The 24391-nt window shown below is 42.1% G+C and carries 22 protein-coding genes; 12 read left to right on the forward strand and 10 right to left on the reverse strand.

Annotated features, from left to right (window positions below; translation table 11 throughout):
- The first annotated feature begins 317 nt into the window (after positions 1 to 317).
- Both panM and P3L44_RS17235 read left to right on the forward strand, forming a co-directional pair.
- The gene (gene panM / locus P3L44_RS17230) at positions 318 to 731 is read left to right on the forward strand and encodes an aspartate 1-decarboxylase autocleavage activator PanM (RefSeq protein ID WP_110591198.1); all 414 of its coding nucleotides are present in this window, start codon (positions 318 to 320) and stop codon (positions 729 to 731) included.
- Complete coding sequence (locus P3L44_RS17235) at positions 718 to 1104, forward strand: VOC family protein (RefSeq protein WP_004258531.1); 387 nt, start codon at positions 718 to 720, stop codon at positions 1102 to 1104. Before panM ends, P3L44_RS17235 begins: the two co-directional genes overlap by 14 nt.
- Positions 1105 to 1213: 109 nt before the next feature.
- On the opposite strand, the gene rpoH is transcribed toward P3L44_RS17235, so the two are convergent.
- From rpoH to ftsY, 4 genes are all read right to left on the reverse strand, one after another.
- Positions 1214 to 2092: an RNA polymerase sigma factor RpoH gene (rpoH, locus tag P3L44_RS17240; RefSeq protein ID WP_004258535.1), complete on the reverse strand. Its 879-nt coding sequence runs from the start codon at positions 2090 to 2092 to the stop codon at positions 1214 to 1216.
- A gap of 257 nt (positions 2093 to 2349) precedes the next feature.
- Entirely contained in the window at positions 2350 to 3327 is a 978-nt protein-coding gene (gene ftsX / locus P3L44_RS17245) for a permease-like cell division protein FtsX (RefSeq protein WP_004258540.1), read from the reverse strand.
- Positions 3320 to 3985 (reverse strand): cell division ATP-binding protein FtsE, encoded by a 666-nt coding sequence (ftsE, locus tag P3L44_RS17250; protein ID WP_004258545.1) that lies wholly within the window; start codon positions 3983 to 3985, stop codon positions 3320 to 3322. The genes ftsX and ftsE overlap by 8 nt, the downstream gene beginning before the upstream one ends.
- Before the next feature lie 6 nt (positions 3986 to 3991).
- Positions 3992 to 5707, reverse strand: coding sequence for a signal recognition particle-docking protein FtsY (gene ftsY / locus P3L44_RS17255; RefSeq protein WP_272661569.1), 1716 nt, complete (start codon positions 5705 to 5707; stop codon positions 3992 to 3994).
- 276 nt (positions 5708 to 5983) lie between these two features.
- Between ftsY and rsmD the strand changes: the two genes are divergently transcribed.
- Complete coding sequence (gene rsmD / locus P3L44_RS17260) at positions 5984 to 6565, forward strand: 16S rRNA (guanine(966)-N(2))-methyltransferase (RefSeq protein WP_164529175.1); 582 nt, start codon at positions 5984 to 5986, stop codon at positions 6563 to 6565.
- A gap of 10 nt (positions 6566 to 6575) precedes the next feature.
- Positions 6576 to 6872: a DUF1145 family protein gene (locus P3L44_RS17265; RefSeq protein WP_004258582.1), complete on the forward strand. Its 297-nt coding sequence runs from the start codon at positions 6576 to 6578 to the stop codon at positions 6870 to 6872.
- Between the two features lie 6 nt (positions 6873 to 6878).
- Here the strand turns inward: P3L44_RS17265 and P3L44_RS17270 are convergent, their stop codons facing one another.
- A complete protein-coding gene (locus P3L44_RS17270) occupies positions 6879 to 7229 on the reverse strand; it encodes a DUF2500 family protein (RefSeq protein ID WP_004258585.1) in 351 nt (116 codons plus the stop codon).
- A 121-nt stretch (positions 7230 to 7350) separates the two neighbouring features.
- Here P3L44_RS17270 and P3L44_RS17275 point away from each other — a divergent pair, with 121 nt between their 5' ends.
- From P3L44_RS17275 to P3L44_RS17285, 3 genes are all read left to right on the forward strand, one after another.
- Positions 7351 to 7980, forward strand: a complete 630-nt coding sequence (locus tag P3L44_RS17275; RefSeq protein ID WP_272661568.1) for a lysoplasmalogenase — start codon at positions 7351 to 7353, stop codon at positions 7978 to 7980.
- Between the two features lie 158 nt (positions 7981 to 8138).
- The gene (locus tag P3L44_RS17280; protein WP_272661567.1) at positions 8139 to 10538 is read left to right on the forward strand and encodes a zinc/cadmium/mercury/lead-transporting ATPase; all 2400 of its coding nucleotides are present in this window, start codon (positions 8139 to 8141) and stop codon (positions 10536 to 10538) included.
- A gap of 198 nt (positions 10539 to 10736) precedes the next feature.
- Positions 10737 to 11663, forward strand: coding sequence for an Rpn family recombination-promoting nuclease/putative transposase (locus P3L44_RS17285; RefSeq protein WP_272661566.1), 927 nt, complete (start codon positions 10737 to 10739; stop codon positions 11661 to 11663).
- A 50-nt stretch (positions 11664 to 11713) separates the two neighbouring features.
- Here P3L44_RS17285 and tusA read toward each other — a convergent pair whose 3' ends face one another.
- Entirely contained in the window at positions 11714 to 11962 is a 249-nt protein-coding gene (gene tusA, locus P3L44_RS17290; RefSeq protein ID WP_004908132.1) for a sulfurtransferase TusA, read from the reverse strand.
- A 168-nt stretch (positions 11963 to 12130) separates the two neighbouring features.
- Between tusA and P3L44_RS17295 the strand changes: the two genes are divergently transcribed.
- Positions 12131 to 12799, forward strand: coding sequence for a 7-cyano-7-deazaguanine/7-aminomethyl-7-deazaguanine transporter (locus P3L44_RS17295; protein WP_140171443.1), 669 nt, complete (start codon positions 12131 to 12133; stop codon positions 12797 to 12799).
- Between the two features lie 91 nt (positions 12800 to 12890).
- Here P3L44_RS17295 and glpC read toward each other — a convergent pair whose 3' ends face one another.
- The 3 genes from glpC to glpA are packed head-to-tail and all read right to left on the reverse strand — an operon-like array spanning position 12891 to position 17021.
- Positions 12891 to 14084, reverse strand: a complete 1194-nt coding sequence (gene glpC / locus P3L44_RS17300; protein WP_004258601.1) for an anaerobic glycerol-3-phosphate dehydrogenase subunit GlpC — start codon at positions 14082 to 14084, stop codon at positions 12891 to 12893.
- Complete coding sequence (gene glpB / locus P3L44_RS17305) at positions 14081 to 15376, reverse strand: glycerol-3-phosphate dehydrogenase subunit GlpB (protein ID WP_272661565.1); 1296 nt, start codon at positions 15374 to 15376, stop codon at positions 14081 to 14083. The genes glpC and glpB overlap by 4 nt, the downstream gene beginning before the upstream one ends.
- A complete protein-coding gene (gene glpA, locus P3L44_RS17310; RefSeq protein WP_140171437.1) occupies positions 15366 to 17021 on the reverse strand; it encodes an anaerobic glycerol-3-phosphate dehydrogenase subunit A in 1656 nt (551 codons plus the stop codon). The genes glpB and glpA overlap by 11 nt, the downstream gene beginning before the upstream one ends.
- A 436-nt stretch (positions 17022 to 17457) precedes the next feature.
- On the opposite strand from glpA, the gene glpT reads away from it, so the two are divergent.
- Both glpT and glpQ read left to right on the forward strand, forming a co-directional pair.
- Entirely contained in the window at positions 17458 to 18807 is a 1350-nt protein-coding gene (gene glpT / locus P3L44_RS17315; protein WP_136135058.1) for a glycerol-3-phosphate transporter, read from the forward strand.
- A gap of 103 nt (positions 18808 to 18910) precedes the next feature.
- Complete coding sequence (glpQ, locus tag P3L44_RS17320) at positions 18911 to 19984, forward strand: glycerophosphodiester phosphodiesterase (protein ID WP_200129285.1); 1074 nt, start codon at positions 18911 to 18913, stop codon at positions 19982 to 19984.
- A gap of 99 nt (positions 19985 to 20083) precedes the next feature.
- Here glpQ and epmA read toward each other — a convergent pair whose 3' ends face one another.
- Complete coding sequence (epmA, locus tag P3L44_RS17325; protein ID WP_140171433.1) at positions 20084 to 21061, reverse strand: elongation factor P--(R)-beta-lysine ligase; 978 nt, start codon at positions 21059 to 21061, stop codon at positions 20084 to 20086.
- Between the two features lie 803 nt (positions 21062 to 21864).
- Here epmA and frdA point away from each other — a divergent pair.
- Together frdA and P3L44_RS17335 are read left to right on the forward strand one after the other, a co-directional pair.
- The gene (frdA, locus tag P3L44_RS17330; protein WP_004258614.1) at positions 21865 to 23661 is read left to right on the forward strand and encodes a fumarate reductase (quinol) flavoprotein subunit; all 1797 of its coding nucleotides are present in this window, start codon (positions 21865 to 21867) and stop codon (positions 23659 to 23661) included.
- A complete protein-coding gene (locus tag P3L44_RS17335) occupies positions 23654 to 24388 on the forward strand; it encodes a succinate dehydrogenase/fumarate reductase iron-sulfur subunit (protein WP_140171431.1) in 735 nt (244 codons plus the stop codon). The genes frdA and P3L44_RS17335 overlap by 8 nt, the downstream gene beginning before the upstream one ends.
- The last annotated feature ends 3 nt before the right edge of the window (positions 24389 to 24391 follow it).

A 24391-nucleotide genomic window follows, 5' to 3' on the forward strand; every position in this document is an offset into this window, starting at 1 on the left:
TTGACAGGTACAATGCCTGATATTTCAAAATACAGCAAATAAGGCTATATATTTCATAACATTAAACAAGATAATTATGCTAAATAGCAAATGGATATGGCAGGTTTTTACATTAGAAGCAGAATAAAAAACTGATGTGTTAAAGTAGGTTTTTTGTAAATACTAGTGTTATATTCGGGTTAAATTTAAATTAATCCGAGTGAAATTCGGAAAATTCAGTATCACCAAATTTTTCTCTCTAAAATCAAAAAATCGGTTGTAGATCACTCTGGCAGGATGAGTGACTGCAACTCTTACAGGGAAACAAACAAAATATCATGAGACTCACTATTATCCCGCTGGTCAATCCTACTGAGCAACAATATCTGGACTTACATAAAATCTGGCCTGACCAGAGCCCTTTTGAGCTAGCCAAAATGTGTAAAGCAGGTGAGCAATTTTATGCAGCTCGCTTTAATGACCGCCTTCTTGGCGCAGCAAAAATTACTGTGGATCATAGCACTGCCACTTTGTGGGATTTTTGTGTGCGAGAGGTCACTCGCCGACGAGGTGTAGGATCATATTTATTAGAAGAAATTTGCCAAACAATCCCTGATATTACACTATGGAAATTTGACATTAGTGGGGTTGCCCGGCAAGAAAAAGAAGCAATGCAGCTTTTCTTGTCGGCAAATGGCTTCAATGCCACCGCACAACCTGATATATGGGAAAAACAGCATGAAGTTAAATAAAATTCATCATGTTGCTATTATCGCATCCAATTTTGACGTCAGTAAGGATTTTTATTGCCGTATTTTGGGCTTAAATTTACTTGAAGAACATTACCGTCCAGCAAATAATTCGTGGAAAGCAGACTTAGCTTTTGGTGAGCATTACCAAATTGAGTTATTCAGTTTTGTTAATCCACCAGCGAGACTAAGTTACCCCGAAGCCACAGGGCTACGTCATTTAGCCTTCGGTGTCGATGATTTAGATAAATGGGTCGCTTATTTAACTGAACAAGGTGTGGCTTGTGAAGCAATACGGGTTGACCCCTACACGCAAAAGCGTTTTACATTTTTCACAGATCCAGATGGCTTACCACTAGAGTTATACAGTGATTAATTGAACAATTAAAAATGTAAAAGTAGAAATGATTATCTGCATTTATCCACCTCTTAACAGGCAATAAATGCAGATAATTTTAGTGAGCAACGAATTAGCCAGTAATAAATTACATTTCGCTGTCTTCGTCTTCTTCCATCGCCAAACGTAACTTCTTCATGGCGTTCTTTTCAAGCTGACGAACGCGTTCTGCAGAAACGCCGTATTTATCAGCAAGTTCTTGCAACGTTGTTTTGTTGTCATCGTCTAACCAACGAGCTCGGATGATATCCTGACTACGCTCGTCCAAAGAGTCTAGTGCATCTGCTAAGCGATCAGTTGCATGGCTTTCCCAATTATCATCTTCAATTGAGCCGGCAAAGTCTGATGCTTTGTCTTGTAAGTATAAGACTGGGGCTACTGGACCACCAAAATCACTGCTGTCATCGTCATCTGACATATCAAATGCCATATCTTGTGCAGCCATACGTGATTCCATTTCACGCACATCTTTAGTACTCACCCCTAACTCTTGGGCAACCATATCGACTTCGTCCTGGTTAAACCAACCAAGACGTTTTTTATTCTTTCTTAAATTAAAGAATAACTTACGCTGCGATTTTGTCGTCGCGACTTTCACAATACGCCAGTTACGTAAAACGTATTCATGAATTTCAGCTTTGATCCAGTGAACCGCAAAGGAAACAAGGCGAACGCCAACTTCAGGATTGAAACGACGCACCGCTTTCATCAGGCCGATATTACCTTCCTGAATTAAATCAGCTTGCGGTAAACCATACCCTGCATAACTACGAGCAACATGAATAACAAAGCGCAAATGCGATAAGATCAGTTGCTTTGCAGCATCCAGATCACCATGGTAATGCAGCCGTTCAGCGAGTTCCTTTTCTTCCTCAGCGGTAAGCATCGGGTAAGAGTTAGCCGCCCGAACGTAGGCTTCAATACTCCCCTGTGGAACAAGAGCTAATGATTGCATGTCTTTGGTCATTCAGATCCTCAATAAAATAATAGAAAACAGATTAGTTTGTATTGATAACCGCATTGGTTAACCATGAGGCAAACACTTTTAGTCTACCAGTTTAACCGCGTTAAATAAATTATATACAAAATTTGTTAACAGTAGGTCTATGTAGGACAAAACAATTCAGACTAAGTTCATTTTTAACGCAAATTTGCAATGGAATCAAAGAGTCATGATATAATTAAATCATGACTCTTTAATAAAAATGACGAGAAAACAACTCGTTACTCAGGTGTAAAGTGTCGTAAATGTTGAAGTGTTGCTAACCATGCTGCTATCCAACCAACCATAGCCGATAACAATAGAATCAATAAAGACTCTTCCCATAACAACCCTTCAATCTGAAATTGTGTACCAAACACACTGGCTACTTTTGCAACACCGTCTGCTAACTGCCAAACAAGTAGAAAGGTCATAATCAAGGAAATAATGGCACCTAATGCGCCCAAGACAAGGCCACCATTTAAAAATGGCCTCATGATAAACCCATCGGTAGCACCAATTAACTTCATCACATTGATTGTATCACGGCGAGCAAAAATATTGAGCCGTACGCTATTTCCTATCACAAGGAACAGTGACACAATCATTAAAATCCCAATGACAGAAGCAACTTTCCCCACCAAACCTGTTAGTGCGGCTAACCTTGCAAACCAGCTATCATCCATGCGAACTTCTTCAATGCCATCGACTTGGCTAACCCTATCACGCAGTGTTGTTAATACATCAGAACCTTCAAAATCAATTTTAGGCGTAATTATGGCCACCGCAGGCAGTGGGTTCTCCTCTAGCATGTCGAGAGCAGTACTAAAACCAGACCAACTGCGAAACTCACTCATGGCTTGGTCACGTGAAAGATAATTCACATGGTCAACCCCATCAAGCGCTTGCAACTGCGTTACCACATTTTGCCCACCTTGTTCATCAAGAGATTTATCCAAATAAACAGTGAGTTGTGGTGTTGGGTACCATTGCTCCGCAGCTTGCGAAACATTTTTCCACACAATATAGCAAAGACTCGGTAACGTGAGTGAAATGGCAATAACCATGATAGTCAAAAAGGTGGCTAAAGGCTGTCTAAGCATATCAGCGAGCGCGTTCAACCACGAATAACGCCACTGCTCTTTCCAACCGCCTTTTAATGCTTTACTTTTCGATTGCTTGGCTCGTTCCGGCTTGCTTTTACGGACATTCTTAGCCATGTTGACCTCCAAGCATACGGCCTTCACTTAATGTAAGAACACGGTAGTTACGACGCTCAATCAATGCAATATCATGGGTTGCCATTAAAACAGTCACCCCTACACGGTTGAACTCTTCGAATAAACGCATTATCCCTTCTGACAATTCACCATCAAGGTTACCTGTTGGTTCATCCGCTAATAACATCGTTGGCTTATTCACCACCGCTCGGGCAATACCGACACGCTGTTGCTCCCCACCAGATAACTGAATAGGAAAGTTTTTAGCTTTGTCCAATAACCCGACTTTATCTAATGCCGCAGAAACTCGGCGACGAATGTCTTCGGTACTGGCACCAGAAATGATTAGCGGCATTGCGACATTATCATATACCGTTCGATCAAAAAGCAGGTGGTGATCCTGAAAAATCATCCCGATCTGCCGACGCAGAAACGGGATCTCTCGATTTTTCAAGCGGCTGATATCATGACCATTGAATAAAATATGACCCGCACTTGGGCGTTCAATACCACAAATCAGTTTAAGTAATGTACTTTTACCTGCGCCTGAATGGCCTGTTAGAAATGCCATTTCTCCAGGTTGAAGATGAAAATCAACCCCTTGGAGTGCTTGGCGGCCACCGCGATAAGCTTTACTAACGTGTTCAAAGCGAATCATCGAAAATTATTCCTCTCGGGCAAATAGAGCCTCGATAAAGTCATCTGCTTTAAATGGACGTAAATCTTCAATACCCTCACCAATACCAATATAACGAATTGGAATACCAAATTGGTCGGCAATAGAGAAAATTACGCCACCTTTTGCTGTGCCATCGAGTTTAGTCAATGTGATACCTGTTAGACCGACCGCATCATCAAAAAGTTTTGCCTGACTTACCGCATTTTGTCCAGTACTTGCATCTAGCGTTAACATAATTTCATGGGGAGCATTTTCATCGAGTTTTTTCATTACCCGAACAATTTTTTTCAACTCTTCCATCAAGTGCGATTTATTTTGTAAACGTCCAGCGGTATCTGCAATTAAAACATCAACCCCTTTCGCTTGTGCTGATTGAATTGCATCAAAAATAACAGATGCAGGGTCTGCACCAGTATGTTGGGCTACCACAGGGATCTTATTACGCTCACCCCATACTTGAAGTTGCTCAACGGCTGCTGCACGGAAAGTGTCCCCCGCGGCTAACATGACGCTTTTCCCTTCCGACTGATATTGACGTGCTAATTTACCAATTGTTGTCGTTTTCCCGACCCCGTTAACACCAACCATAAGAATAACATAGGGTTTTTTGTCTTCAATCACGAGTGGTTTATCCACTTTCGCTAAAATATCAGACATTTCCTCACGCAATTTGCCATATAACACTTCTGCATCCTTGAGCTCTTTACGGCTCGCATGTGCCGTTAAGTTATCAATGATTTTGCGAGTGGTATCAACCCCGACATCAGCAATCAATAGCTGCTCTTCAAGCTCTTCAAATAAGTCATCATCAATTTTTTTACCTGAAAACAGCCCAAAAAAACCTGAACCTAAATTCTGGCGAGTTTTTAATAACCCTTTCTTTAGCCTAGCAAAGAAACCTTCTTTTTTAGGTTTTTCTTGCTCTGTTGGTAAATTATTTTTTTCTTCTTCTAAACGTAAGCGCTCAGCTTCAGCTTCTTCCTCTGCAATTCTCGCATCTTCGGCGGCTTGTTCTTCCGCTAAGCGGGCTGCTTCTGCTGCTTGGCGTTCGCGTTCGGCTTGTTCTTCCGCTAAACGTGCCGCTTCTGCTGCTTGGCGTTCGCGTTCGGCTTGTTCTTCCGCTAAACGCGCCGCTTCTGCTGTTTGACGTTCGCGTTCGGCTTGTTCTTCGGCAGCTTGAATTGCAGCTAACTCTGCTTGGCGACGCTGCTCTTCTGCTTCCTCTGTCGCTTGAATCGCGTCTAACTCAACTTGACGCTGATGCGCCATTTCTTCTTCAGCAAGACGCATTGCTTCCGCTTCTTGGCGTTCACGCTCGGCTTTTTCTTCCGCCAGTTTTTTCTCTTCGGCTTCTTGGCGTGCTTGTTCCGCTTGCTCTTGGGCAGTTTGAAGTTCTGCTAGCTTAGCTTCCCGCTCACGTTCTGCTTGCTCTGTTGCTGCCTCAATCTCAGCTTGTTGTGCTTCATACTGACGCTGAGCTTCATCTTCTGCCGCTTTAATAGCAGCTTGCTCTGCTTGATGTTGACGTTCCGCTTCGGCTGTTGCGGCATCAACCGCAGCTTCATGGGTTGATTGGTTTTCGACGTCATTAACCACATCATTTTGTTGAGTTTGTTGTTGCTCTTGTTGCTGGGTTTCTTCTTCATTTTTACGCCCAAACCCCAACCATGAAAAAAAACCTTTTTTCTTGTCTTTAGCCATTTGCCACTACACTCCTCGCGGTAAAAATATGGCACTCGATAATCAAATCGCAATAAAATTATATGCAGTCTACCATTTCATCGCTCAGCAACACATATCTGAAAGAAAAATCCTGCCAATTTAATCTGAATTTTCGTGTTAAAACTGTGAAAATGAAGCACTATAATTGAAATACGGCCAATCAGAGATAACAACACTGCAACTTATCGCCTGACAGGTATACAATAGTAACAATCAAATTTAAGTACATAAACCCGTTAAGCAGCAATAAACATTATGGCAAAAAAACCACAATCCCCCTCTTTAGGGCAAATTCGTATTATCGGTGGAAAATGGCGCGGAAGAAAGCTGCCAGTTCGTGATAGTGAGGGCTTACGCCCAACTACAGACAGAATTAAAGAAACGTTATTTAACTGGTTGATGCCAATCATTCGAGATGCGCGTTGCTTAGATTGCTTCGCAGGCAGTGGCTCACTGGGCTTTGAAGCACTTTCTCGTTTTGCAGAAACAGTCACCTTTATTGAGCTCGATAAACACAACGCCCAATTATTGACTGAAAATAAAACTCGCTTACAAGCTGATAACGCAACCGTAGTGAATCACAACAGCCTAAATTTTTTAAGCCAAGCAGGTACACCTTTTGATGTCGTTTTCATTGACCCACCATTTCGCAAAGGACTGCTCAATGAAACCATTCAATTGTTAGAAAAAAATCAATGGTTAGCTGAAGAAAGCTGGATATACGTTGAGTCAGAAGCGGAGTCACCACTTACTGACATTCCAGCTAACTGGCAACTTCATCGCGAAAAAATAGCTGGGCAAGTCGCATATCGCCTTTTTATTCGAACTTCACTTTAAGGACAAAAACATGTTTATCAATATTGGACGCCTGCTCATGATTTGCGTTTGGGGCTTTATGGTCTTTAATCTCGTCCACCCATTCCCTAAACCATTGAAATATTTTATGGATATTGCAATGGTTTTTATGATTTTCATGCACGCACTACAAACTATTTTCCTAAAAGCAACGCTGCCAAAAGGAGAGAAAATCTCTGGTTTAGTTCAATTACGCATTTTCTTTTTTGGCGTATTCGAAATGCTAGCCATGCAGAAAAAAAATAAAGCCGATTTAGAAGAAGCAAAGAAAAAACAATCAGGTGAATAACTTATTCTACGCTGGCTCAAAACGAATAAACCGAGTACCTTGCATAATGAGCTTGCCTTCATGGCCAAGCTCAACGCCTTGATACTGTTCTTCCGTTACAATAGTTTTAATAATTTCGCCGCTTGATAGCGTTTTAAAGTGAATCTCATAGCGAAAAGTTTCAGGTGAAACAACATCCCGCTCTCGAGAACGCATGTTAGGATAAGGGTAGTCTTTTTTGCTATCAACCTTTACTAAGTAGCTTACAGGCAAAGCGTTATCATTAAGTTCATTTTGCTTGCGTTGGTCAAAAAAACGCTTAGTGGCGAGCACCGCAATAATCGCTAAAACGATAATCAGTAATATTGGCTTATTCATAATGTGTGCATTTTGCTTAAAAAGTCCGTCATGATAGTTTATCTTATTTAACTAAACAGGACACGTTTCTAAGTTACCGGATCCCTGCCGTGTCATTCATTGAACATATAAGGATGTGTATATGATTAGTTGGCCATTCCTCGCTGTACTCTTTTCCGGTTGGTTATATGTCGATGCCGCCTATCGAGGACCCGGGTGGCAACGTTGGTTATTTCGCCCAATCACACTGCTACTTTTATTACTTTGGGGTTGGAGCTCCGACGACCTTAACCTGCAAAATTATCTTATTCTTGCGGGGCTGCTAGTTTCTCTCGTTGCAGATCTTTCTCGCATGCTTTCAAGTGAGCACTTACTAGCTTCCGTCGCGTTGATGTTCCTGAGTTATTTGATTTATACCATCAGCTTCGGAATGCAATTTAATTTCGGGCTCTATCTACCTTGGCTTGCCGCACCTCTGATTGTCGCTGCCATTACTTTAGTATTTATTTGGGGCAAACTTGAAAATCTTCAAGCCATTGTTTTTGCATCACTAATAATGTGTATGATTATGGCATGGGTTGCTGGTGACCAATATTTTGGTCTCGGCCGTGAATATAATTTTTCAATCATGGTTGGTGCATCTCTGCTATTTCTTTCTAACTGTGTTTGGCTAATTGCTCGATTCCGTCTTCCATTTAAAGCTTCAAAAGCTGTTGTTGCAGCGCTCTATTTCCTTGGGCAGTTCTTTATTGTGCGGGCAATTTACTTGTAATTACTACCCGCAAAGACTAAGCCAATTGACTAAAAGTGCTATTTGAGAATTTTATCAATTGGCTCCCCCTTTTTGGTTTGACTCTGGAGTAGACTCCAGAGTGTAGACTTATCAACAATGAATGATAAAACGAATCATTGTTTGATAAGGAGGCGCTTATGCACTCACACTCTCATAAAGAAAATCATGTACATAGCAGTTCTTGTTGCTCTAGTAACAGTACTTGCTCATCTGCTATCGCTGAAAATGACAAAAAAGTGAGTAACGACTCACATACTTCCGAGCACAGTACAGTGAAGAAAAACCCTGATGACGATGAAGAAGCTCATCATCATATCGGGGACCATTCTGCACATGAGCATGCAGTAAATGACAATCATCATAAGGGACATAACCACCAGCATGGTAATAGCTGTGGTTTAACTCCGGATGTCGCGAATGAAGTTGAGCCTACCCAAGCGGCTAGCCAGCGCTTTAGCTGGATAATCCGTGGTATGGATTGCCCAAGTTGCGCAAATAAAATTGAAACTGCAGTTAAGCAAATCAGTGAAGTAAAACAAGCCAAAGTATTATTTGCCACAGAAAAACTTGTGGTTGATGCCAACACAGATATTAGTGTGGCAGTTCGCTCTACCGTTGAAACTGCGGGTTATGAATTACTTGAAGTCGGTAGCAATAGTGCGGCAGCAGCTCCACCAAGCTTAATTAGTGAAGCTAAGCCCGTCATTATTTTAGCGATTTTAATGGCTATTAGTTGGGGGATTGAATTTATCAATCCACAGTTGGGTAATATTGCCTTTATTTTAACCACCCTGTTTGGGTTATACCCAATTGCTCGTAAATCATTACGCTTAATGCGAACGGGTTCACCTTTTGCCATCGAAACATTGATGACGGTTGCCGCAATAGGCGCAATCTTTATTCAAGCAACAGAAGAAGCCGCAATGGTTATCTTACTGTTTATGTTAGGCGAAATGTTGGAATCTTATTCTGCCGGAAGGGCCAGACGAGGTGTTAGCGCCTTAATGGCACTGGTTCCAGAAGATGCCGTTTTAATCAAAAATGGGCAAAAAACGACGATTCCCGTTGCACAATTGCAACCAGGAGACATTATTGAGATTGCACCAGGTGGGCGTTTACCTACAGATGCCGTGTTAGTATCTGGTTTTGCCAGCTTTGATGAAAGTGCATTAACGGGTGAATCTGTACCTGTCGAACGTAATATTGGAGATAAAGTGGCTGCAGGCTGCTTATCTGTTGATAGAGCCGTTCAAATGCAGGTGGTATCAGAACAGGGTCAAAATGCGATTGACCGCATTTTACAGCTGATTGAAGAAGCAGAAGAACGTCGCGCACCAATAGAACGTTTTATTGATCGCTTTAGCCGTGTATACACACCAATCATCATGCTGATTTCCGCATTAGTGATTGTTATTCCACCTATTTTCTTCAGCGCACCATGGGAAACATGGATTTATCGCGGGTTAACACTGTTATTGATTGGTTGCCCTTGTGCATTAGTGATTTCAACCCCTGCAGCAATCACCTCCGCATTAGCAACTGCTACACGGCGCGGTGCTTTAATTAAAGGGGGAGCCGCATTGGAGCAACTGGGAACTATCACGACCATTGCTTTAGACAAAACGGGCACACTGACAGAAGGTAAACCCCATGTCACTAACTTAGTCCCTGTTGAAGGCTTGTCAGAAAGTGAATTAGTACAAATCACCGCATCTGTTGAAGTTGGCTCTCACCACCCACTTGCTAAAGCAGTAGTTAATAAAGCGGAAGAACTTTCTTTGACTGTCACTGAAGCGCAAGAGCGTAAGGCACTGGCAGGAAAAGGAATTGAAGGATACCTTAATAACAAACATATCCTTGTTAGCGCACCAAACCGCCTTGATACGCCATTAAACAGTGAGTGGCAAAGTAAAGTAGAAACCTTAGAAGCAGAAGGGAAAACCGTTGTTGTCACACTCGAAAATAACCGCGTGATTGGTTTAACCGCACTGCAAGATACATTGCGCAAAGATGCTGCGGATACGATGAGCATGCTAAAAGCGCTCAACGTGAATGCCGTGATGCTGACAGGTGATAACCCTCGAGCAGCAAGTGCTATTGCAGGCCAATTAGGCATGGAATACCGCGCAGGGTTATTACCGGAAGATAAAGTCACTGCGGTTATGGAGCTTAACCGAAACCACAGCACGATGATGGTCGGTGATGGTATTAACGATGCCCCTGCAATGAAAGCGTCTAGTATCGGTGTTGCCATGGGTAGTGGTACTGATGTGGCATTAGAGACCGCCGATGCTGCATTAACTCATAATCGTTTAACTGGGCTCGCAGAGATTATTGCATTATCTCGCGCAACACGAAAAATCATTCGTGAAAATATTGCGATTGCCTTAGGGTTAAAAGCCGTATTCCTCGTCACCAGTTTGTTGGGAATTACCGGGCTTTGGGTCGCCGTTCTTGCTGACTCCGGTGCAACAGCACTCGTAACAGCAAACGCAGTGCGCCTATTACGCGTTAAATTACCTCAAGTGAAAAAGTAATTTATATCAACTGATTTAAACGCCACAATAAGTGGCGTTTTTTCTTTTACAACCTTTCCAATAAATACTGTTATTACAATACGTTAAATACAATTTTAACTTAAGAATTAGGACTAACTTTTTCTCCATCAACCCCAGATTCCGCTAAAATGCATTTTGAAAATCACTCTTTTGGCAAGGTATTAGCGGGTATTGGGTATGGTAAAAAATCACAGTTCAACGCCACATGACGCTGCATTTAAAGGGTTTATGTTTAAACTTGATAATGCACGTGACTTTTTTGATATTCACTTACCCAGCCATATTAAGCAATTATGTGATTTCAAAACATTAGCGATAACAAATTCTTCTTTCATTGATAATCAGCTACGAACTCGTCTTTCGGATATGCTCTACACTGTCGAGACACAGCAAGGTGAAGGCTATATTTATATGTTAGTTGAACACCAATCAACACCCGATAAGCTAATGGGTTGGCGGATGATGCATTATTCGTTCCTTGCCATGAATCAACATTTACAACAAGGCCATCATGATTTGCCACTGGTTGTGCCAGTTTTATTTTATCATGGAAAGGTAACGCCTTATCCATATGCTAAGCCGTGGACACACTGTTTTCCGTGGCCAGAAATTGCATCAAACTTATATAGTCAACCATTTCCGCTCGTTGATATTACTGTTATTGATGATAACGAACTCGTAAATCATCGCAAAGTTGCCGTCATGGAACTCGCAATGAAGCACAGAGACTTAAGAGATAACATAGAAAAAGTCACGCAGTTACTAGCTGAAGCGATGAATCAAAATTATCACCATAGTGATGACATCATCACTATTTTCAACTATTTATTTATTACTATGGATTCACCTCATTTTGAGGCAGTGGTTAATCAACTTATATACCAATTAGAAAATAACCAAGAGGCTATTATGAACATCGCGCAACGATTAAAAAATCAAGGAATACAAGAAGGCATTGATATTGGTGTAAATAAAGGCATAGATATTGGAGCAAACAAAAAACAACATGAAGTTGCTCTGAAAGGTTTACAACTCGGTACAAGTATTGAGCTTATCTGTCAGCTCACTGGGTTAACTCATCAGGAAGTATTAAATCTACAATAATCCCCCTGCCTTTTGGCAGGGATTGATACAATGCAATTAGCTAATGGCGGTTAACTCGATTTTTTACGTAACAAATAACGATACGGAGCATTCTCAGCCTCTACCGCTAATAAATCATGCTCCATAAAGCGGCAGAAACCTGGGATATCGCGTGTGGTTGCTGGGTCATCAGCAATAATTAACAACGTTTCCCCATCAGCCATATTACGAACTGTTTTGCGCACTAACATCACAGGCTCTGGGCATCGTAACCCTAGCGTATCAAGGGTTTTCGTTGGATTAGCAAATAAATCAGACATTAAAAAACACTTCTAAAAGGGATCAATAGACTGATTATATAATAAAACGCTCATTGATAAATGAACAGTTTTGCTTTTGTTGCGCAACGAGCGTATGATGCGCTGTTCCCAAATGTTGGGATGTATTTCATGGGTTCCCTCACCCCATTGTGACTAAAAAGGTACAATATGTTTAATTTTACTGCGCAGCAAAAAGCCACTGCGTTAATTTGGCTTTCGTTATTTCATATTTTAATCATTACCTCTAGTAACTACCTCGTGCAGTTGCCAATTAATATTTTTGGCTTCCATACCACTTGGGGTGCTTTTACTTTTCCATTTATTTTCTTAGCTACTGATTTAACCGTTCGTATTTATGGCGCGCCGCTTGCACGCAGAATTATCACTGCAGTTATGCTGCCCGCATTACTGATTTCATACGTTATTTCAGCTTTATATTTCCAAGGTGAATGGCAAGGTTTTACCGCATTATCTGAATTTAACTTATTTGTAGCACGTATTGCCGCAGCGAGTTTTATGGCTTATGTACTGGGTCAAATATTAGATGTCAGTGTTTTCAATCGATTACGCCAAAATGCACGTTGGTATGTAGCACCTGCCTGTGCAATGTTCTTTGGTAACTTGATTGACACTATCGCCTTTTTCTTTATTGCTTTTTTCCGCAGTAGCGACCCCTTTATGGCCGCAAATTGGGTCGAAATCGCGTTAGTTGACTATGTTTTCAAGTTACTTATTTGCATGCTATTTTTCTTACCTGCTTATGGTGTGCTTTTGAATTTTATCTTGAAATATTTCTTTGCAAACTCAGATAAAAAACAGTTAGTCAATCAGCACTAAACAAAAAAGGAGATAGCTAAATGCTATCTCCAAATAAGTTTAACTGAGCTAAAACAAAGAATAACAACCCTACAATTCGATAAGTAACAGGTCACAAAGCTTTTGCTAGAAGTGAAATTGGGTGCTCACACTTCTTACTCGTCGACATCTCAATCTGCCACTTACAAGTTTCACAGTCTGTAATCACCATATCCGCACCACTTTCTTCAATTTGACGGAACAGCCCTGCCCCTATTCCTTGAGAAACCTCATAGTTTTCTTTTTTGAAACCATAGGTTCCTGCGATACCACAACATTGTGAATCCAGCACAATCAGCTCAACACCTGGTACACGTTTAATTAACTCTAACGTGTAGGAAGTCCAACCCATTTTTTCCATATGGCATGGTGTGTGATAGGCCACTTTTAACGGTGTGTGTTTGAGCTTCAATTCACGCCCTTCTTCAAGTAGGCGATAGATATAACGTGTTGCCAGCTCAATGTTGTCACGCATCGCTGAAGTGTCGACGTCTAAAACATGGGTATATTCATCACGGATGGTAAACGTACAGGTTGATGAAGTTGCAACAACAGGTACATGTTTTTCAAGGATAGTTTCTTGCAATGACTCTAAATTAACATTGGCTTGGCGCTTCGCCTGTTTCATAAAGCCATTCGCTATTAATGCCACACCACAACATTTTTCACGTTTAAGTAGCTGAACACCAATATTCATGCCGTTAAAGACTTTAATTAAGTCTTTACCTAATTGAGGATGGTTATAATTCACATAACAACCATGGAAGAACGCAACTTGCTCTTCAAATTTAGCTTGTTCAGCGGCTTGTTTTGCATACCAACGGCGGAAAGTCCCAAACGAATATTTAGGTAATTCACGGCGATGGTCGATTTTCAATGCTTTATCAAGAATTTGACGAACCGGTTTTAACCCTGTAATGGTATTCACCACGGGTGCAAATGGTGTCGATAACGAGCCCATTAAATCCGTGTGGCTTAATATTGCATCACGAATTTTAGGTTTTTGCTGGCTATAAGTATTACGTGCGCGTGCGATAATATCACCGATTTTTACATCAGATGGACAAGCGACTTCGCAACGCTTGCAGTTAGTACAATATTTCAACGCTTCGTCATACAGCATCGGATCTTTTAAGCGTAAACGCTCACCGTCTGGCCCTGCTTGCTTAGGACCAGGATACAGAGGATTAACCTTTGCAACAGGGCAATAAGTGGTACACACAGTGCATTTAATACAGCTTTCAAAGCTTGCATCTTGAATACTCATTGTGCCACCTCCACCTGCATAGTTTTATTCTTACTCAGTTCATTAATAATTTCATTAGCGGCATATAATGCGCTAATTATCGATACGCCCGCACCACAACCTTGAGTGAGAGGGTCAAAACCGCCTAAAACAGCGCCAGCTACATAAAGATTAGAAATGGCTTTCCCCTCTTTTTGTGCGCGTAGTTTTTCATCGGTTTTCACACCAAAAGCCATATAGGGCTGGGAAGCGAAAAACTCTTTGTTAGTCCATTTTGCACGTTCTGAAATTTCACACAGGTCCAATTGCATCAAAGGCTCATAGACACGGTCAAACTCTGCCACCAAACCATTATTAAAAAAGCTCCCCGTCGCCAGAACAAAATGCTTAGCTTTTAAAGAGATATCGCCATGATTACGAGTCTGGACAGATTCAATTCGGCCATCAACACAATTTACCGCGGTAACTTTATCACCAGGCATCACAATTCCACCTTGGCGACGGAACTGACGCAGTAACATTTCATGCAAACGAATCCCCAATAGCGAAGGAGGAAGAGTCGGTAGTAAAAATAATGGCTTACCTAAGTTCATTTGTAATTCATGTAAAGGTTCATCACTATCGAGTCCGATACAGGCTGGCATAAAAATCGCCTCTGCATCTGTGACCAACGGAGAAATTTCAGCGACCATTTGTGCCATATTTTCTGGTCTATCAAGCCAACGAGCAACATTAACCGCTCTAAACTCACTCGGGTTTTCTCTTAATCGGTCTAATAATGGTAAATGCACATAATGCGATGTTGCTTGTAACCCCTCACGTTGTAGCTCATCAGCCACCATCTGAGGTTGAAAATCCAAGAAACCTTCGATACCAACCACAGCAATCTTGCTAACATCCATTTTATGGTGCAAACCGACAGTCGGAACAAACTCAGGACTAAGCCAAGTCATGCGTTTATGGCCTAAAGGTGTAATGCGATAATGATTTTCTTTACTGCTGCCTTTTAAACGAACGCCACTTTGTTGTAATAAGGATTGAGCCAGATTCGCCAATTCGCTAACCTGATCCTGACCAATAATACTATAAGGGTGAGTCGGAGCCTGCGCTTGTAAAGCATTTAACATTTCTAATGGCTTTTCAACAACTTGCCCATCTGGTAAGTGTGTAAGTAAATCTAATGAACCTGAAGAAAAATGCAGCGCATTTTGCCCGGCGCTAACAATTGCACAAGATAGACCAGACTGGGTCAAACGGATACCGCTCATTAATCCAGCTAAACCGCCGCCCATTACCACTACATCATATTTCATTGTCCGCCTCCTTCTGTGCATCCTTGCCAAGTGTCGCTTCATTCATGCCACATAACCCGTGATATACCCAGCTGGTAAATTCACTTTCACGCAATGCGTCACCCCAAGCAATTGGACGTACACCTTTCCAACGTTCATTAAGGAAGTGACTCAGTTGTTGCTCTGTTTCATGAGGCGTTGTGACATTAAAACGATTGAGTAACCCCGCAGCACGGCAAGCACATAATTCACCTTGGCAAGTTCCCATCCCCACACGAGTACGACGCCTTAAATCAAGTAAATTATTCACCGTTAATGAATTAACGGCATAGCGTACTTCACCAGCAGTAACGGCTTCACACTCACAAACTAAACTTTTATCGAGCCTATCCGTACTGAGAATGGCAGAAGCTCTATCGCCATGACGGTAAACCGCTGAGCCACGAATAGGAGCAGGAATAGAAACAACGTTACGTAAGGCTTCTTCTGCGCTGTGCTGCGAGCCCGGTAACGGCGCTTCTGCGGTTGTACATTTGGCGCTATGACCCAGTTTTTCGCAAACTTTATCTGTAGCCCATTCCGCCATCAGGCGATAAGTCATCAACTTGCCACCCGTAATGGTGATGAAACCTTCTAAGCCATCACGTTTAGCGTGGTCTAACAACACAATACCGCGGCTGACATTACGCCCTGATGGGTCATCATCACTGGCAACTAATGGCCGAACACCTGCATATGCACGTAAAATGCGTGTTGTTGCAAGTGCTGGTGATAGCATTGAACCTTCACGAATAAGAATATCCACCTCTTCAGGGGTGACATACATATTATCAATTTGGTCATATTCAATATGAGTCGACGTGGTCCCAATCAGGGAAATCGTATCGCCGGGAACTAAAATATCGGCATCTGCAGGTTTGCGGCAACGGTTTATCACCATGTTGTTCAAGCGATGGCCTAAAATTAATAGCGCCCCTTTCGCAGGGAACATTTTAATTTTTAATTCACCATACTCTGCGATTTTTTGCCCCCAGATCCCGCCAGCATTAACGACAATTTCCGCGTAAATATCATATTGCTTCTTGGCGTGGTGATCATAAGCCGTCACGCCACGTACGGTGTCGCCATCACGAATCAAACCAATGACTTCGTGATAAGTTAACACTTTCGCGCCATGCTCTCTGGCATCTAACATATTTGCTGCAGTCAAACGAAATGGGTCAACCGTGCCATCAGGAACACGAACCGCACCGATTAGATGTGGGTTAACAGAAGGTTCAAGGCGAATAGCCTCTTTAGGGTCAATTGCAGTCGCATCAATACCCGCAGCTTGGCAAGCCGTAATGAATTGTTGCTGATACTCTAAGCTGTCTTCAGGTAAAGTAATAAACAAACCATCAGTTCGCTCAATACAGTGATGCGCGATACGTTTTAAAATCTTGTTCTCTTCTATACATTCTCTGGCGGATTCACCATCTGTGACTGCATAACGCGCGCCACTATGAAGTAATCCATGGTTACGCCCTGTCGCGCCAGTCGCAATATCATGCCTTTCGAGTAAAACAGTTCTTAGACCTCGGCGAGCGCAGTCACGAGCGACTCCTGCACCTGTTGCGCCACCACCAATAATGATGACATCCGTCTCAGTCACAGATGAGCCATTCATGTCGCATTCCTCACATTAATAAACATTTCTATAATCGATAAGTATAGATTCTATTTTTATAATCTATTATTAAATATAGCTCAGAAACGCGCTCAATGTTTGATAAGGAACAAAAACGAAAGCAATTGATGCATATTCAGTGTTAAAAAGAACAAAATCGTGATGAGAATCACAAAATAATTAACATTTCTAGTTCCATTCTATTCACAAATGTCATTTACTATGCAACTTCATAAACAAAATCAATAATTGTGCGTTGGATTACAGATAAATTGTTTTTTAACGACTACAATTTAGAGCAATTAAGAAAATAAAGACTCTTAAATTACTCGATTACTTTCGTTTTTGTTACTTCACCAATAATAAACACTCAATATTTCTCTGAAATAGAGAAATGGAAGTGTAAATAAAAATTAGCATGCCATCGGAGGCGTATATGTTAAGCATTTTTAAACCAGCACCTCATATAGAGAGGCTGCCAGCGGATAAGATAGATCCTGTCTATCGTAAGCTTCGCTGGCAGATCTTCATGGGTATTTTCTTTGGTTACGCAGCGTATTATCTAGTCCGAAAGAACTTTGCGTTAGCGATGCCATATCTTGTTGAACAAGGTTTCTCTAAAGGTGACCTTGGTTTTGCATTATCAGGGATCTCAATTGCTTACGGATTTTCTAAATTTATCATGGGGTCGTTTTCCGACCGTGCAAACCCGCGTTATTTCTTACCAGCAGGTTTGATTCTCGCCTCCGCAGTGATGTTAGTCATGGGCTTCGTACCATGGGCAACATCAAGCATCATGGTAATGTTCGTATTACTGTTCCTTTGTGGTTGGTTCCAAGGTATGGGTTGGCCTCCTTGTGGGCGTACCATGGTTCACTGGTGGTCACAAAAAGAACGTGGTGGTATCGTTTCGGTTTGGAACTGTGCACACAACGTCGGTGGTGGTATCCCTCCATTACTGTTCATGTTAGGTATGGCATGGTTTAACGACTGGAAAGCTGCGCTGTATATGCCTGCATTGGCTGCTATCCTTGTTGCAATCATTGCATTTGCGTTAATGCGCGACACCCCGCAATCTTGTGGTCTTCCTCCAATTGAAGAGTACAAAAACGACTATCCAACTGACTATAAAGCATCAGATGAGCAAGAGTTAACTGCAAAAGAAATCTTCATGAAGTATGTTTTCCCTAACAAACTATTATGGATGATTGCGATTGCGAACGTGTTCGTTTACTTACTGCGTTATGGTGTTTTGGACTGGTCTCCAACTTACCTGCGTGAAGTTAAACACTTCGCAATGGACAAATCTTCATGGGCTTACTTCTTATATGAATACGCAGGTATCCCAGGTACGTTACTGTGTGGTTGGATGTCGGATAAAGTCTTCCGTGGTAACCGTGGAGCCACTGGTGTGTTCTTCATGGTTCTGGTAACCATTGCAACTATCGTGTTCTGGATGAACCCAGCTGGTAACCCAAATGTTGATATGGCATGTATGTTGATCATCGGTTTCCTAATCTATGGTCCTGTTATGTTGATTGGTTTGCACGCCCTTGAACTTGCACCGAAAAAAGCAGCAGGTACAGCCGCAGGATTCACAGGCTTGTTCGGCTACCTCGGTGGTTCTGTAGCAGCAAGTGCTATCGTTGGTTATACCGTAGACTACTTCGGTTGGGACGGTGGCTTCGCAGTCATGATCGGTGGTTCAGCACTGGCCGTTGTTCTACTGTTTATAGTGATGTTGAGCGAAAGCAAACATAAACGCGAATTAGCAAACTCACAATAAACATTCATCAAATGTTCATTGTTAATCGCTAGACTCGTGGGCTATATCAAAAAATGATGTAGCCCATTTTTTTACCCAAATAAAGTGCCAAGGAGATATAATCATGAGCTTTCCATTAAAAACATTGGTGGCTAGTATGGTTTTAGTGATGTCAGTGTCTGCTGTAGCTCAAGCTTCAAGTAAAGTTGTCATTGCACATCGTGGTGCAAGTGGTTACTTACCGGAACATACCCTACCTGCAAAAGCAATGGCTTACGCACAAGGTGCTGATTTTCTTGAGCAAGATTTAGTTATGACGAAAGATAACGAGCTCGTGGTCTTACATGACCATTATCTCGATCGCGTGACAGATGTTGCTGAACGTTTCCCTGACCGCGCTCGTAAAGATGGCCGTTACTATGCGATTGACTTTACCCTTGATGAAATCAAATCACTCAATTTTACAGAAGGATTTGATATTGTTGATGGTAAAAAAGTGCAAAGCTATCCGAACCGCTTCCCAATGGGCAAATCAGACTTCCGCGTTCATACTTTCCAAGAAGAGATTGAATTTGTTCAGGGATTAAACAAGTCAACGGGTAAGAATATTGGTATCTACCCAGAAATTAAAGCCCCTTGGTTCCACTTACAAGAAGGCAAAGATATCACCAAAAAAACACTCGAAGTCCTTAAAGAGTATGGCTATACCACCAAGGATTCCAACGTTTATCTACAGTCATTTGACCCTAATGACCTAAAACGTATCAAAAATACCTTGATGCCAGAAATGGGGATGGATATTAAATTAATTCAATTGATTGCTTACACCGATTGGAACGAAACTCAAGAGCAAAAACCTGACGGAACTTGGGTTAATTACAATTATGATTGGATGATGAAACCGGGTGCAATGAAAGAAATTGCGACCTATGCAGATGGTATTGGCCCTGATTATCATATGCTAATTAGTGAAGAATCCACGCCAACTAATATCAAAGTGAATGGCATGGTTAAAGAAGCTCATGATAACAAAATGGCAGTGCATCCGTTCACTATCCGTGTTGATAAGCTGCCAAAATACGCCAAAGATGGGCAACAGCTTTATGACATTATTTATAACCAAGCCGATGTCGATGGCGCCTTCACAGACTTCCCTGACTTAGGGGTTAAGTTCTTAGAACAGCAGAAACAAAAATAGTTTTCTGGGACAAAATAAGAATGCAGCCATTTGGCTGCATTCAGACTGCTGACAAACATATTATGTTTGGCAGCAAGTCTAATCGGTTTTGAAAATAAATTACGCGATAGTGACAGGGAATGCGATCACATCACTGATTTTATCTGCATTTAAAGCAATCATAATCAGCCTATCAACCCCAACAGCGACACCAGAACAATCAGGTAAACCATGCTCTAAAGCCGCGAGCAAGTGCTCATCAATAGGTGCAGTAGGTAGCCCCATTGCCGCTCGCTTACGGTTGTCTTGTTCAAATCGCTGGCGTTGTTCGCTTGCATCAGTGAGTTCATGGAAACCATTTGCTAGTTCCATTCCCTTATAATACACCTCAAAACGCTCAGCAACACGATGATCTTCCGTGCTAATTACGGCAAGAGACGCTTGGGTTGCAGGGAAATGATACACGACTGCAGGCTTTTCTTTACCAATATGAGGCTCAACGCCCATGGTAAATAGCAGTTGAAGTAAGGTATCTTTATCTTCTTCCTGATCCGCGATATTGCTCAAATCTAAACGGGCTGCAGCCTCACGTAATTCACTTTTTTCAGCAGATAATGGGTCAATATCCAAATAGCGTAAAAACGCTTGTTGGTATGAAAGTAGCTCTGCACTCTCACATTCTAAAACTTGTTGCAGTAGGTCATCCACTTCATTGATCAAGCGATACATATCAAAATGCGGGCGGTACCACTCTAACATGGTAAATTCAGGGTTATGATGTCGCCCTGCTTCTTCATTTCTAAAGCTACGACCTAACTGATAGATAGGGCCACTACCGGCCGCTAATAAACGTTTCATGTGGTATTCAGGGCTGGTCATTAAATATAAATTAATACCTTGCGCTGCACCAGGGCCCACAAAACGCGTTTCAAATGGAACAAGATGAATGTCAGTGACTGTTGCCTGACTCATTGCGGGGGTTTCGACTTCAAGTACACAACGATCAGTAAAAAAACGTCTGATTTCCGCAATTATTTTTGCGCGCTGTAACAGGTTAGCGATGGGGGCGGTTGGCTGCCAATTCGCTATATCACTCATTAAGATGACTCCAAAATAAACTTAGTCGTGCAGTGTACCCACCTCACAGGCAACACACAATGCATTTACACTGATAATGCATATTTATCTGAACGTAAATACTTGCAACTGTCGGCATGATGATGAGTAAGTAGAGATAGCCTGATTATCTCTTGCTTTATACGATTAGGCAAAGCCTTTACTTTTAGCTTTATCCTACAGAGGTGGGAAGAGTAATGAAAGTAGCCAGAAACATGATTAATTCTTATATTATGTGACATATCTGTTACTAAAAAAGCGAAACGATTCGCTTTCTCAATCTATTTTAAAATTTTCTGTTCAAAATTAAATTTATTCTAAATAATAAATAGTGAGACTCCTCGCAAATTAGCATTCAATATGAATTAAACTCTTCAGCTATAATAATAGTATTAATCACTTATTATTGATAAAACCTGAGTAATTCACTTGGTTTTATACACTAAAAGTCTATGTAAATTTAATGATAATCATTTGAAATTCCTTTTTATTCGGTGTTAACAGCCTAGAAAATCCAGTAATGTAAAAACAATTTATAAAAAGAAGATCTACCTCACACTTTATCACTAAATTTGGCCAAAACCCCCCTCTATATCAAATTTATCTTGAGGACTATTCGCTATAATTCACAGCATGATAAGTCATTATTAGCTATTATATTATTTACTATTAAAAAACAGATATTTCGTAGTTTAGCTTTAAGTTGAACTGAAAATGACGTAGCTAATTATCAAAAGTATTTAAAAGAATTTATCAATTTTACACTTGAACAATGGAGAAGCGCAGTGCAAACCTTCAATGCCGATTTAGCGATTATCGGGGCCGGGGGCGCAGGCTTACGTGCAGCAATTGCTGCCGCTGAAGCAAATCCCAATATCAAGATTGCTCTGGTCTCAAAAGTATACCCAATGCGTAGTCACACTGTGGCCGCAGAGGGGGGATCAGCAGCAGTTACTCAGGCTCATGACTCCTATGACTATCATTTTAATGATACTGTAGCTGGTGGGGACTGGCTGTGTGAGCAAGATGTTGTCGACTATTTTGTCGAACACTGCCCAACAGAAATGACCCAACTAGAGCTATGGGGCTGCCCGTGGAGCCGTAAACCAGATGGTTCAGTTAACGTTCGCCGTTTCGGTGGAATGAAAATTGAGCGTACGTGGTTTGCTGCTGATAAAACTGGCTTCCACATGCTCCATACCCTGTTCCAAACTTCATTAAAATATCCACAAATTCAACGTTTTGACGAACATTTTGTTCTCGATATCATTGTTGATGAAGGCCAAGTCCGTGGTCTTGTCGCGTTAAATATGATGGAAGGAACAAAAGTCCAGATCCGTGCTAATGCCATCGTGATGGCAACTGGCGGTGCTGGACGCGTTTATCGCTACAATACCAATGGCGGTATTGTAACCGGTGATGGTATGGGTATCGCATTCCGCCATGGCGTGCCGCTGCGTGATATGGAATTTGTTCAATATCACCCAACTGGGTTACCGGGTTCTGGTATCTTAATGACCGAAGGTTGTCGTGGTGAGGGCGGGATCCTTGTCAATAAAGACGGCTATCGCTACCTGCAAGACTACGGAATGGGGCCTGAAACTCCACTGGGTAAACCTGAAAATAAATATATGGAACTGGGTCCACGTGACAAAGTTTCCCAAGCGTTCTGGCACGAATGGCGTGCAGGCCGTACGATCAGCACTCATCGTGGTGATGTCGTCTATCTGGATCTACGTCACCTTGGCGCAGAAAAACTGCATGAGCGTTTACCATTTATTTGTGAATTGGCGAAAGCCTACGTAGGTGTTGACCCAGTAACAGACCCAATTCCTGTTCGCCCAACCGCTCACTACACCATGGGTGGTATCGAAACGGATCAACGCACAGAAACACGCATCAAAGGCCTATTTGCTGTCGGTGAGTGTTCTTCTGTTGGCTTGCACGGTGCAAACCGTTTAGGTTCTAACTCATTAGCTGAATTAGTTGTATTTGGTCGTCTGGCAGGTGAAGAAGCCGCTCGCCATGCTGCTGAAGCAACACCAGCCAATGCAAATGCTATCGAAGCCCGTACTCGTGATATCGAAGCTGACCTCAGCAAACTCATGAACCAAAAAGGGAAAGAGAGCTGGTCGAAGATCCGCGACGAAATGGGTATTTCAATGGAAGAAGGCTGCGGTATCTACCGTACCCCTGAATTAATGCAAAAAACCGTTGATAAAATTGCTGAGCTGAAAGAACGCTTCAAACACGTCGAAATTACCGACCATAGCAGCGTATTTAATACTGACCTACTGTACACCATTGAATTAGGCTTTGGCCTTGATGTGGCGGAATGTATGGCTCACTCTGCAATCAACCGTAAAGAATCACGTGGTGCACACCAACGTCTCGATGAAGGCTGTACTGAGCGTGATGATGTTAATTTCCTTAAACATACTTTGGCATTCTATAACCCAGAGGGCTCCCCTCGTTTAGAGTACAGTGACGTGAAAATCACGAAATCTCAGCCAGCTAAACGTGTTTACGGTGCCGAAGCTGAAGCTCAAGATAAGGCGAAGAAGGAGCAAGCTAATGGATGATATGAAACACCTAAAAGTGGAGATCATGCGTTACAATCCGGAAACGGATAGTGAGCCCCATTTGGTGACGTATGATGTCCCTTATGACGAGCAAACTTCTTTGTTAGATGCGTTAGGCTATATCAAAGATAATCTCGCTCCAGACCTGTCTTACCGCTGGTCCTGTCGTATGGCGATTTGTGGTTCTTGTGGCATGATGGTGGACAAAGTGCCTAAACTGGCTTGTAAAACATTCCTGCGTGAATACCCGCAAGGCATGAAAGTTGAGCCATTAGGTAACTTCCCAATCGAGCGCGACCTTGTTGTTGATATGACTCACTTTATTGAGCGTTTAGAGGCGATCAAACCGTACATTATCGGTAATGACCGTAAACCTTCTGAAGGCCCAAATAAGCAAACGCCTGCCCAGATGGCAAAATACCATCAATTCTCAGGCTGTATCAACTGTGGTCTGTGCTATGCAGCTTGCCCACAATTTGGATTAAACCCAGAGTTCATCGGCCCAGCCGCGATTACATTGGCAGAGCGCTACAATTTAGATAACCGAGACCATGGTGCGAAAGAACGCATGACCTTGTTAAACGGTGACAATGGTGTCTGGAGTTGTACGTTTGTAGGCTACTGCTCTGAAGTCTGTCCTAAGCATGTTGACCCTGCGGGTGCGATCCAACAAGGGAAAGTTGCCAGCGCGCAAGACTTTGTTATCGCCATGCTGAAGCCACGATAAGGA

The organism is Providencia sp. PROV175, from assembly GCF_032707045.1.
In the GTDB taxonomy this organism is placed as follows: domain Bacteria; phylum Pseudomonadota; class Gammaproteobacteria; order Enterobacterales; family Enterobacteriaceae; genus Providencia; species Providencia hangzhouensis.